This is a genomic window from Streptomyces sp. NPDC005774, from assembly GCF_042871645.1.
In the GTDB taxonomy this organism is placed as follows: domain Bacteria; phylum Actinomycetota; class Actinomycetes; order Streptomycetales; family Streptomycetaceae; genus Streptomyces; species Streptomyces pratens.
Genome location: NZ_JBIAIV010000002.1, coordinates 212,462 through 223,734 on the forward strand (window position 1 = coordinate 212,462; position 11,273 = coordinate 223,734).

Here is an 11,273-nt window from a genome sequence, read left to right on the forward strand (position 1 = left end):
GCCCGGTCGAGTCCGCCGTGACCGACCGCTCTTCCCGGTGCTACAGAACGTGTCCGGGCTTCCCGTCATCGGTGACGACGGGGCGGCCCGCGGACTCCCACACCTGCATGCCGCCGTCCACGTTCACGGCGTCGATGCCCTGCTGGACCAGATACATCGTGACCTGGGCCGAACGCCCACCGGAACGGCAGATCACATGCACCCGGCCGTCCTGCGGAGCCGCCTCGGTCAGTTCGCCGTAGCGGGCGACGAACTCACTGACCGGGATGTGCAGCGCCCCTTCGGCATGACCGGACGTCCACTCGTCGCTTTCGCGGACGTCCAGCAGGAAGTCGCCGTCCTTGAGGTCCGAGACCCCGACCGTGGGCACCCCAGTCGCAAAACTCATGCCCCCGACGCTACCGGATGCCCCGGCCCGGGGCTCACGCCCACCGGACCGGACCTCAGCTCTCCAGGGCCGCCAGGGCCGCCAGCTCCGCCTCGCGCTCGGCCACCTCGGCGCGCAGCTGCTCGGCGATCTCCTCCAGGAGACGGTCCGGGTCGTCCGGGGCCAGTCGGAGCATCGAGCCGATGGCACCCTCCTCGAGCTCCTTCGCGACCAGCGTGAGCAGTTCCTTGCGCTGGGCAAGCCATTCGAGCCGGGCATAGAGTTCCTCGTCGGCACTCGGGGCCTGCTCCTTCAGCTTCGGGCCCGCCGCCCATTCCGCGGTGAGCTCCCGCAGCTCGGCCTCGCTGCCACGGGCGTAGGCGGCGTTGACGCGGGTGATGAACTCTTCGCGACGGCGGCGTTCCGCCTCCTCCTGCGCCAGGTCCGGGTGGGCCTGGCGGGCGAGGTCGCGGTAGAGCTTGCGGGCCTCCTCGCTGGGCCGCACCCGCTCCGGGGGCCGGACGGGCTGGTCGGTGAGCATGGCCGCGGCCTCCGGGAAGAGACCGTTGCCGTCCATCCAGCCGCTCAGCAGTTCCTCCACGCCGGGAATCGGCTGCAGCCGGGAGCGCGCGTCGTCGGCCAGCCGGCGGTCCTCGGGATCACCGCTGCGGGCGGCCTTGGCCTCCAGGATGCGGGCGTCCAGCTCCTCTAGGCGGGCGTACACGGGACCGAGCCGCTGCTCGTGCAACCGGGAGAAATTCTCGACCTCGATGCGGAAGGTGTCCACCGCGATCTCGAACTCGATCAGCGCCTGCTCCGCGGCCCGCACTGCCCGCTCCAGCCGCGCCTCGGGCCGCTGCGCACCGCCGTCGGCCGCCGTCTGCTCCGCACCGGCGCCGCCACTGCCCTGCTCACCCTGCGAGGTCGTCACCCGAACAGCGTAGGCCACCGCCGCCACCACCGATTCCCATCATCCTGCCCCTGACGCCACCCGCCCTGCCCCGGCAGCCGACCGACTCCCGCCCGGCCGACCGGGGCCGGGGACCGGGGAGGGTCATGGGCCGGCCGGGGGCATGGCCCCACCGGCTCCGCCCACACCCTCACCCGGTCGGCGAAGAGCCTCCGGAAGAAGTGAAGCAGTGCTCAGACCCCCATCTCCGCCGCGATCCGGCCCGAGCGGACCGCTGTCAGCAGGTCCGCGTGGTCCGCCTCCGTGCGGTCGGCGTAGCGGAAGGCGAAGGCGCCCATCGCCTCGTCGAGTTCGTCGTTCCTGCCGCAGTAGCCCGCGATCAGGCGGGGATCGGCGCTGTGGGAGTGGGCGCGGGCCAGGAGGGCGCCGGTCATCCGGGCGTAGTCGTCGACCTGGTCGGCCGACAGGGCCGCGGGGTCGACGCTGCCCTTGCGGTTGCGGAACTGCCGTACCTGGTAGGGCCGCCCCTCGACGGTCGTCCAGCCCAGCAGGTTGTCGCTGACCACCTGCATCCGCTTCTGGCCCAGGACCACGCGCCGGCCCTCGTGGCCGACGTCGGGGACGTCGAAGCCGGCCGTCAGCAGATGCGGCACCAACGCCGAGGCACGGGCCTCCTTCACCTGAAGGACAAGGGGCTCCCCCCGATGGTCGAGGAGCAGCACGACGTAAGAGCGGGTGCCCACGCTGCCCGTGCCGACGACGCGGAATGCCACGTCCTGCACCGCGTGCCGGGCCAGCAGCGGAAGCCGGTCGGGCTGGAGGGTGCCGACGTACTCCTCCAGGGAGGAGGCCACCGCCAGGGCCTCGGCGTCGGGGATACGGCGCAGCACCGGCGGGGCGTCGACGAAGCGGCGCCCGCCGTCCTCCGTCACCTTGGTGGACTTGGCCGCGAAACGGCCGCTGGTGTTGGCGCGGGCCTTCGCGTAGACCCGCTCCAGTGTGCCGAGCAGATCGTGCGCGTCGGTGTGGGAGACCAGCTCCTCGTCGGCGATGGCATTCCACGCGTCCAGCACCGGCATCTTCGCCAGCAGCCGCATCGTGCGACGGTAGGCGCCCACCGTGTCCTGGGCGGCTTTGCGGCAGGTGTCCTCGTCCGCGCCGACCTCCCGCCCCGCGAGTACCAGCGAAGTGGCGAGCCGCTTGAGGTCCCACTCCCAAGGGCCCCACACCGTCTCGTCGAAGTCGTTCAGGTCGATGACCAGCCCACCGCGCGCGTCGCCGTACAGACCGAAGTTCGCCGCGTGCGCGTCGCCGCAGAGCTGCGCGCGGATCCGCGTCATGGGAGTGCGGGCCAGGTCGTGGCCCATCAGGCCCGCTGATCCGCGCAGGAAGGCGAACGGTGTCGCCGCCATCCTGCCCACCCGTATCGGCGTCAGCTCGGGCAGCCGGCCACGACTGGACTCCTCGACCGCGCTGACCGCGTCGGGGCGGGAGGGATCCAGGTCGAGAGCGGAGTGCGCCCTGCGCGGCACCAGTCGGCGCAGAGCCTTGCCGTCCGCCTTGGCCGAGCCCTCGGGCGGCCACGCCGCGAAGCCCGGTACGCGCGGCAGCCGCCGCACCTCACCGGCAGCGAGGTCCGGCTCCGCCCGCTCCACCGTCCTGCTCGTCCCGGTCCCGCCGGCACCCGTTTCGGTCACCACAACCGCCTCCCCGTACGCCCGTATACACACACCGGCCGTGCCGCACGCGAACGGCCACCGACCGTCGGCCCGCCTCGATGCCGACATGGGCATCGGCGCAGGCCATGAAATCAACTGTGCCGACCGTACAACCCGGTGGCCGAAACGCGTCAGGCCCTGTGGACAACTCCGGGACCGTGGACACCTCCGTCACCCACCCGCACCTCTGCCACCATCCGCCCCGCAACCACCGTCCACCCCATCGCCCGAGCCACGGCGACCGCCTGCCACACCCTCCACACCTGTCCCGCCTGTCCCGCCTGTCCTGCTATCTCGCTTCTGCCTCGGTGGCCACATTCCCCGTGGCCGGTTCCAGTCGCCCCGCCTCAAGGGCCCGCCGGCCGCGGTCCGCCGAGATGTCCAGCCGGGCCAGCACCGCCGGCACCGCGATGCCCGGCAGCATGTGCTGGAACAGCACCACGACCCGGTGCTCCAGATCCTGCCGCTGACAGCGCAGCTGCGAGAGGAGCTGCACACCCGAAAAGCTCGCGACCAGCAGTTCCGCCGTCTCCGTCACCTCGACGTGCGGCAGCAGCTCGCCCCCCGCCTTCGCCTCGGCCAGGGTCCGGGTGATCTGGTCGATCCACATCCGGAAAGCGGGGGTCCGGTCCAGTCCCAACGCTCCCTGGTCCAGGGCCAGTCCGACACTGGCGCGCACCAGCGGATCCGTGCACAGCCGCAGGGCCAGCACCAGACCGGAGTCGACGAGCTCCTGGAGCTTGCTGGACTGGGGCTGCAGGGCCACCGCCAACTGCTCCTCGAAAATGCCGAGCGCCAGCTCCTCCTTCGAGCCGAAGTGGAAGTACAGCGCTCCCTTGGTCACCCCGGCCCGGCCCAGAATCTCGCCGATGGTCGCCGAGGTGTAACCGCGCTCGTCGAAGACGGCCGCCGCCGCGTCCAGAATGGTCCGCCGTGTGCGGATCGCGCGCTCCTGTCGCGCCATCGGGTGCCTCCTGATCTCCGTGGATCTCGTGGATCGCCGTGAAGTAGTCGTGCGGTAGCCGTGCGGTCGGCATACCGCCGTACCACGATGCCGTGCGGGCGCGTGGGCTCGTGGATTCGTCTCCAACGGTGTGGATCACCCTTGAAAAAAACCGGCTCGTCCGTATCTTAGTGCGAAGTCGATCGGAGCCAGGCCTTCTATCCGGAGGGTTCCTCATGCCGCAGTCAGGTGCCACAAGCACTCCCACGGAGGATCGAACCGGACAGCGAAGCGCGCCCGCAACCGCCACTGGACAGGCAGCCGGCGCCCTCGCCGTCACCCGGGTCACCGCGGAACTCGCCCACCGCACCCGCGCGGCGGACATCTTCCCGACGGAATGGGTCCGCCTGTCCGAACTCGACTTCCGCGTCACCGCGCACTGGCCCGCCGACCACTCCTTCTTCGGCCCCGTGGACGACTTCCACCAGGATCCGATGATCGTCGCCGAGACACTGCGCCAGACGACGATGGCCCTCGCCCATGCCGAGTTCGGTGCCCCCCTCGACACACACTTCGTCATGTGGGATTTGGGAATCTCCACCGTCCCCTCCGAACTGCTGCTCACGGACGCCGCGGAGCCGGTCACCATCGACGTCGTCTGCTCCGAGGTACGCCGCCGGGGCCGCGGCCTGAGCAGCATGCGGACCATCATGGAGTTCCACCGCGCGGGACGGCTCGTCGCCCGGGGCACCGGCAGCATGGGCTGCACCTCGCCGGCCGCGTACCGCCGCCTGCGAGCCGGGCAGCCGGCCGACCCGGATACCGCGATACCTCCCTTACCCCCCGTCCCTCACGAACTGGTCGGCCGTCAACACGCGGAGGACGTCGTCCTCGCCCGCTCCGACCGCCCCGGCACCTGGCTCCTGCGCGTCGACACCCATCACCCCGTGCTCTTCGCCCGGCCCAACGACCACGTCCCCGGCATGGTTCTGTTCGAGGCGGCCCGCCAGGCGGCGACGGCGGCAACCGGCGGACGCGCCTTTCTTCCCTCCGACCTGGCCTCCTCCTTCAGCCGCTACACCGAACTGGACAGCCCCTGCCGCCTCGAAACCGAGGTCCTCGACACAGGCGACGGGAACGACGTGACCGTACGGGTCTTCGGTCTGCAGAACGACGAACCCGTCTTCGCCGTAACCCTCGCCTCGGCACCCCACCGCCGGACCCCGGCCCCAGCCCCAGCCCCAGTACGGTCGCTGACGTGACGGTGACGTGATGGTGAACCTCCTGATCACGGGCGGCACCGGTTTCATCGGGAGCCGGATCACCGCCGCGGCGCGCCGACGCCCGCACACCCACATCCGGTTGCTGTCCCGTCGCGCCCCCGCCGGTAACGCACGGCCCGACGCCCCGCAGTCGAGCACCTTCCCGGACGTGCCCCCGCCCGCCTTGACCGTCCCCGGTGACCTCGCCGACCCCGCCTCCCTGCACGGCAGTTGCGCCGGCGTCGATGTACTCGTCCACTGCGCCTCACGCATCACCGGCGACCCGGAATCCGTCGCGGCGGTCAACGACCGGGGCACGAAGGCCCTGGTGGAGGAGGCGGTACGCAGCGGGGTGCGCCGGATCCTGTATGTGAGCAGCGCCGCCGTCCACGGCAGGGGTCCCTTCCGCGGCGTACGGCCCGGCGAGGCTCCCGTCGCCCCCGCCTCCGCCACCAGCCGCACCCGCGCCGCGGCCGAACGGCACGTACTCGACGCGGGCGGCCTGGTGCTGCGGCCCCACCTGGTGTACGGCTCGGGCGACCGCTGGGTGATCCCCGGGCTGGTGGGACTCCTGAGGGAGTTGTCGGCCACCGTGGCGGGCTGCGGAGCCCTGCACTCGATGATCGACGTCGACGTCCTGGGCCGCGCGGCCGTCGCCGCGGCACTCTCCCCGGTCCACGAACCTGGCGTCCACTACGTCAACCACCCGGACCCGGTAACCGCGTCGGAGCTGCTCGCGGCCGTCTGCACACAGGTGGAACAGCCCGGCGGGGGAACGACGGTCGACCTCACGACCGCCTACGCGCGGGCCGCCGGCTCCCCGCGCGCCCTGCATCACCTCGGCATACTCACCGTCGACCACTGGTTCAGGGACGACACCTTCTGGGACGGCCTGGACTACTCCCCGGGCGAGCCCTTCCTCCGCGCCTTCCCCCACGCGGCCCCCTGGTACCGGTCGTTCGTCACCGCCCCCTGACCGGTCGTTCGTCACCGTCCCCTGACCGGTCGTTCGTCACCGCCCCTGACCGACCGCCGCCACGGCCACCGCACCCCCGCCCCCGGCCCTCACCCCGCCCCCGGCCCCCGCCCCGCTCCGGGGGCCGCCCCGGACAACGCAGGACGTCAACGGGCAGCGAGAGCGGACGTCGCGCGGGAACACGTCAATGGCGCGCGACCGTGCCCCGCGCTCCGGATCCGTCAGGACCTCTGGAGCCCGGCCGGGCCGCCCCTCACCGCGGGCCCCGTCCGGGAACCGCACAAGCCCCGGGCACCGCTCCGCCGAATCGCTCCGGCGCTGTCCGTATAGCCGACGTGCAGGCACAACGGCGAGGGTGCCGAGGACGGCACGACGGCCGTCTTGAGGAGTCTGCGAGGAATCCCCTCGACCACGGCGGCGATTGACGTGATCTGCCCGGCCTGGAACCGGTCCGAGGCCATCCGCCCGACCATCGACAGCGTTCTGGCCCAGACCTTCGGTGACTGGCGCCTGCTCGTCGTCTCCGACGGCTGCACCGACGACACGGACGATGTGGTGCGCTCCTACGACAACGAGCGTGTCCAGCTGATCCGCGCCCAGCGGCACGGCCACCCCGGTGGCCCCCGCAGCATCGGCCCGGCCGCGTCGACCGCGCCGGCCATCGCCTACCTGGACAACCACGACCTGTGGATGCCCGATCACCTGGCCGTGCTGAGGCGCGAGTTCGAAGGCGGCGCACGCCTGGTGGCGACCGGGAACATCGGGATGAACGCGCAGGGCGAGGAGGAGTACCGGTCCCACCCCTCAACGGGCTCTGGCACCCCGAGCTCCAACTGCTCCGGGCGTTCTACGAGCCTTCCCGCGTCGGTCATGTGCGCAAGCACCCGGTGTACGACTACGTCACCCCGATCGAGACCAGGGCATTGACGACCCGGGATCTCACCCCCGCAGCGTAAACACCCGCTGTCCACGATCAGGGTGGAACTTCAGGCACCTGGATCCCCGAGGGCCACGTCACCAACCCCTGAGACTTTCCTCACAAGCCACCAGTGACCGAGGCAGAGAAACCAGCCCGCAGCAGAACAATCGAAGATCCACAGCCCGCGAAAACCCGACCGCCGACGGACCCAAGCCGTCGGCAGTCCACGTGTTTCTGGCCACACACAGAGGAACGGGCGGCATCGTGATTACGATGCCGCCCGTTCCGTCGGTGCAACTGGAGCACTTTCGTCGGTGCTCAGATGTGCGCGAGGGGGGAGTTGAACCCCCACGCCCTTGCGGGCACTGGAACCTGAATCCAGCGCGTCTGCCTATTCCGCCACTCGCGCATTGGGTGTGTCCTCGGGCCCTTTCCTGTAAGGGTCAGGCGCCTTCCGACTCCTGAACATTAGCACGCTGGTCGGGGTGGATTCACATCCCTTTCCACCCGCCCCCACTCCCCACCCGCGCTGAGCAGCACCGCCGCCCATGAGCGGTCCGCAAGCGACGCACCGGCCGCCCCCGACCACCCTTGAACCACCCCCGAGCAGTCACGGATGATCAACAGCGCGTCGCACGGGCCCGCCCCTTACCGCCCTGTGTCGCTCCCGTCACACCGGACAAAAACGTACCGACGGGCACCGATACCCACCCACGGGAACTGATGAGAACCGCTTCACGTATCAACCTCGTACCGGTAGCCCCCGTCTCCACAGGTGCCGGGCAGAGTGCACAGCCAGGTGCGGGACACTGGTCCGCGGCCCCCTCTACGATCCATGGCAGGGCGGCTCGCACGAGCACGGCCGAAGGAGTTCGAAGGCGAGCCCCGAAGGGAACTCCGTCAGGCATCGACACCCGTCGGGCCGGGCGGGCAGGGGGAACCAGCCGATCGACCAGGGCGTGGATACGATCAGTAAGCAGTACCAGTTATGCGGTGCACGGAACAGCGCACCGGGCAGTAGACGCGGTAGACGCAGCAGAAGACAGGGCAGTACACAGGACGGCAACGACGGAGGAGGTGCCCCATGGGAGTCCTGAAGAAGTTTGAGCAGCGACTCGAAGGCCTGGTCAACGGCACCTTTGCCAAGGTGTTCAAGTCCGAGGTGCAGCCCGTGGAGATCGCGGGAGCGCTCCAGCGGGAGTGCGACAACAACGCGACCATCTGGAACCGCGACCGCACCGTTGTCCCCAACGACTTCATCGTCGAGCTGAGCACCCCCGACTTCGAGCGGCTCAGCCCGTACTCCGGGCAGCTCGGCGACGAACTCGCCGGCATGGTGCGCGACTACGCCAAGCAGCAGCGCTACACCTTCATGGGCCCCATCAAGGTGCAGCTCGAGAAGGCGGACGACCTCGACACCGGCCTGTACCGGGTGCGCAGCCGTACGCTCGCCTCCTCCAGCAGCCAGGCGGACCCCACAGGACCCGGCCCCGCCGGACCCGGCATGGGCGGCCCGCCCGCCGGCGGCCCCGGCGGTTACGGCTACCCGCCGGCCGGTCCCACGGGCGCCCCGCCCATGCCGGCCGCGCCGCCGCCCGGCGGCCGGCCCGGCGGTTACGGCTACCCGCAGCCCGCGGGCGGCCAGCGGCCCCCCGCCGCACCCGCGTCCGCCGGGCGCACCCGGCACTGGATCGAGATCAACGGCAACCGCCACCAGATCTCCAACGGGACGCTCGTACTGGGCCGCAGCACCGAGGCCGACGTGCGGATCGACGACCCCGGCGTCTCCCGCCGGCACTGCGAGATCCGGACCGGAACGCCCTCGACGATCCAGGATCTGGGATCCACCAACGGCATCGTGGTGGACGGACAGCACACCACCCGCGCTACGCTCCGCGACGGCTCACGAATCGTCGTGGGCAGCACCACCATCATTTACCGGCAAGCCGAAGGGTGAAGCGGGGGCAATGTCAGAGCTGACCCTCACGGTCATGCGGCTAGGTTTTCTGGCCGTTCTGTGGCTGTTCGTGATCGTGGCCGTGCAGGTCATCCGCAGTGACCTGTTCGGCACACGGGTCACCCAGCGCGGAGCGCGCCGGGAGGCCGCCCGGCCGCAACAGGGCGCCCGGCAGGCACCGCCGCCGCAGCGCCAGCAGTCCGGGGGCGGCCGCCGCGGCCGCAACGCCCCCACCAAACTGGTCGTGACCGAGGGCATCCTCACGGGCACCACCGTCGCGCTCCAGGGCCAGACCATCACCCTGGGCCGGGCGCACGACAGCACCATCGTGCTGGACGACGACTACGCCTCCAGCCGCCATGCCCGGATCTACCCGGACCGCGACGGCCAGTGGATCGTCGAGGACCTGGGTTCCACGAACGGCACCTATCTGGACCGGTCCAGGCTGACGACCCCCACACCGATCGGACCGGGTTCACCGATCCGCATCGGCAAGACCGTCATCGAGCTGCGGAAGTAGTACGACAATGAGCGAGCGGAGCGAGCACGCAGGGGGGGCCCTCACCCCGGGCCCCGGCGCGCTCCCGACCGGAGGGTGGGCAGTGTGGCTCGACACGACCGGCTGTACCCGGAGCCGACGGGCGAGGTGCGCATGAGTCTGTCCCTGCGCTTCGCCGCCGGATCGCACAAGGGGATGATCCGGGAGGGCAACGAGGACTCCGGTTACGCCGGCCCCCGCCTGCTCGCCATCGCCGACGGCATGGGCGGCGCCGCGGCCGGCGAGGTCGCCTCCTCCGAGGCCATCTCCACCATCGTCTCGCTCGACGACGACGTCCCCGGCTCCGACCTGCTCACCTCCCTCGGCTCGGCCGTGCAGCGCGCCAACGACCAGCTGCGCATGATGGTCGAGGAGGACCCCCAGCTCGAAGGCATGGGCACCACCCTGACCGCGCTGCTGTGGACCGGCCAGCGTCTCGGCATGGTCCACGTCGGCGACTCCAGGGCCTACCTGCTGCGCGACGGCGTCCTCACCCAGATCACCCAGGACCACACCTGGGTGCAGCGGCTGGTGGACGAGGGCCGGATCACCGAGGAGGAGGCGACCACCCACCCGCAGCGGTCCCTGCTCATGCGGGCCCTCGGCAGCGGCGAACACGTCGAGCCCGACCTGTCGATCCGTGAGGTCCGGGCGGGCGACCGGTATCTGATCTGCTCCGACGGCCTGTCCGGCGTGGTCTCCCACCAGACCCTCGAGGAAGCCCTGGCGGGCTACCAGGGTCCCGAGGACACCGTGCAGACGCTGATCGAGCTGGCGCTGCGCGGCGGCGGCCCGGACAACATCACCGTGATCATCGCCGACGTCCTCGACCTCGACACCGGTGACACCCTGGCCGGCCAGCTGTCCGACACCCCGGTCGTGGTCGGCGCCGTCGCCGAGAACCAGAACCAGCCCAGCGACAACAGCGCCATGCAGACCCCGGCCGGCCGCGCCGCCGGACTCGGCCGCAGGCGCGGCCAGGGCGGCGGGGACGGCGGGGGCGAATTCGGCCCGCCCGGCAGCGGCGACGTCACCGGCTTCATCCAGACCGACGGCTTCGACTACGACGAGGGCGACTTCGTCAAACCTCGTAAGAACCGCCGGTGGCTCAAACGCTCCTTCTTCGGCCTGCTCACCCTCGCCGTCATCGGCGGCGGCGTGTACAGCGGCTGGCGCTGGACGCAGACCCAGTACTACGTCGGCACCAACGGCGAACACGTCGCGCTCTACCAGGGCATCAGCCAGGACCTGGCCTGGGCCTCGCTCTCGAAGGTCGAGAAGGACCACCCCGAGATCGAACTCAAGTACCTGCCGCCCTACCAGCGGAAGCTGGTCGAGGCGACCATCGCCGAAGGCGACCTGCACGGCGCCCGGTCGAAGATCGACGAACTCTCGGTCCAGGCCTCCGCGTGCAGGAAGGAAGCCGAGCGCCGCACCGCCGACAGCAAGAACAACGCCAAGACCGGCGAGGGCGAGGCCGGAGGCACCACGGGAACCACACCCGCCTCCTTCACGTCCAAGGCCTCGCCGACGCCGAACCCCTCGGGCACGACCGAGGCACCGCAGAAGTCCACGCCCCCGTCCGCACCTACTCCCAGCCCCGGCCCCAGCCTCTCGGAGGAGGAGCAGAAGGTCGTCTCGCTGTGCGGTAAGCAGTAGGCAAGCCGTGAGAGGCCCTGTCAC

General features: G+C 70.9%; 10 protein-coding genes and 1 tRNA gene. 6 read left to right on the forward strand and 5 right to left on the reverse strand.

Features of this window, described 5'->3' with window-relative positions:
• Positions 1-40: 40 nt before the first annotated feature.
• From ACFYQA_RS03180 to ACFYQA_RS03195, 4 genes are all read right to left on the reverse strand, one after another.
• Entirely contained in the window at positions 41-370 is a 330-nt protein-coding gene (locus tag ACFYQA_RS03180) for a rhodanese-like domain-containing protein (protein WP_388911098.1), read from the reverse strand.
• Between the two features lie 73 nt (positions 371-443).
• The gene (locus ACFYQA_RS03185) at positions 444-1,298 is read right to left on the reverse strand and encodes a hypothetical protein (RefSeq protein WP_388910791.1); all 855 of its coding nucleotides are present in this window, start codon (positions 1,296-1,298) and stop codon (positions 444-446) included.
• Between the two features lie 212 nt (positions 1,299-1,510).
• Positions 1,511-2,977 (reverse strand): DUF2252 domain-containing protein, encoded by a 1,467-nt coding sequence (locus tag ACFYQA_RS03190; RefSeq protein WP_388910795.1) that lies wholly within the window; start codon positions 2,975-2,977, stop codon positions 1,511-1,513.
• A 307-nt stretch (positions 2,978-3,284) separates the two neighbouring features.
• Positions 3,285-3,959 carry a ScbR family autoregulator-binding transcription factor gene (locus ACFYQA_RS03195; RefSeq protein ID WP_386393941.1) on the reverse strand — a complete coding sequence of 225 codons (675 nt, stop codon included), beginning with the start codon at positions 3,957-3,959 and terminating at the stop codon, positions 3,285-3,287.
• A 215-nt stretch (positions 3,960-4,174) separates the two neighbouring features.
• Here ACFYQA_RS03195 and ACFYQA_RS03200 point away from each other — a divergent pair, with 215 nt between their 5' ends.
• From ACFYQA_RS03200 to ACFYQA_RS03210, 3 genes are all read left to right on the forward strand, one after another.
• On the forward strand, positions 4,175-5,200 hold the full coding sequence (locus ACFYQA_RS03200) for a ScbA/BarX family gamma-butyrolactone biosynthesis protein (protein WP_388910798.1): 1,026 nt from the start codon (positions 4,175-4,177) through the stop codon (positions 5,198-5,200).
• A gap of 10 nt (positions 5,201-5,210) precedes the next feature.
• On the forward strand, positions 5,211-6,176 hold the full coding sequence (locus ACFYQA_RS03205; protein WP_388910801.1) for an NAD-dependent epimerase/dehydratase family protein: 966 nt from the start codon (positions 5,211-5,213) through the stop codon (positions 6,174-6,176).
• Between the two features lie 381 nt (positions 6,177-6,557).
• Positions 6,558-7,103 carry a glycosyltransferase family 2 protein gene (locus ACFYQA_RS03210; protein WP_388910804.1) on the forward strand — a complete coding sequence of 182 codons (546 nt, stop codon included), beginning with the start codon at positions 6,558-6,560 and terminating at the stop codon, positions 7,101-7,103.
• Between the two features lie 317 nt (positions 7,104-7,420).
• Here ACFYQA_RS03210 and ACFYQA_RS03215 read toward each other — a convergent pair.
• Positions 7,421-7,504 (reverse strand) — tRNA-Leu (locus ACFYQA_RS03215).
• A 675-nt stretch (positions 7,505-8,179) separates the two neighbouring features.
• Here ACFYQA_RS03215 and ACFYQA_RS03220 point away from each other — a divergent pair.
• The 3 genes from ACFYQA_RS03220 to ACFYQA_RS03230 all read left to right on the forward strand — a co-directional run bounded on the left by ACFYQA_RS03220 (position 8,180) and on the right by ACFYQA_RS03230 (position 11,249).
• A complete protein-coding gene (locus ACFYQA_RS03220) occupies positions 8,180-9,052 on the forward strand; it encodes an FhaA domain-containing protein (protein WP_388910807.1) in 873 nt (290 codons plus the stop codon).
• A 10-nt stretch (positions 9,053-9,062) separates the two neighbouring features.
• Entirely contained in the window at positions 9,063-9,572 is a 510-nt protein-coding gene (locus ACFYQA_RS03225) for an FHA domain-containing protein (protein WP_388910810.1), read from the forward strand.
• A gap of 132 nt (positions 9,573-9,704) precedes the next feature.
• Positions 9,705-11,249 (forward strand): Stp1/IreP family PP2C-type Ser/Thr phosphatase, encoded by a 1,545-nt coding sequence (locus tag ACFYQA_RS03230; protein ID WP_388911101.1) that lies wholly within the window; start codon positions 9,705-9,707, stop codon positions 11,247-11,249.
• The last annotated feature ends 24 nt before the right edge of the window (positions 11,250-11,273 follow it).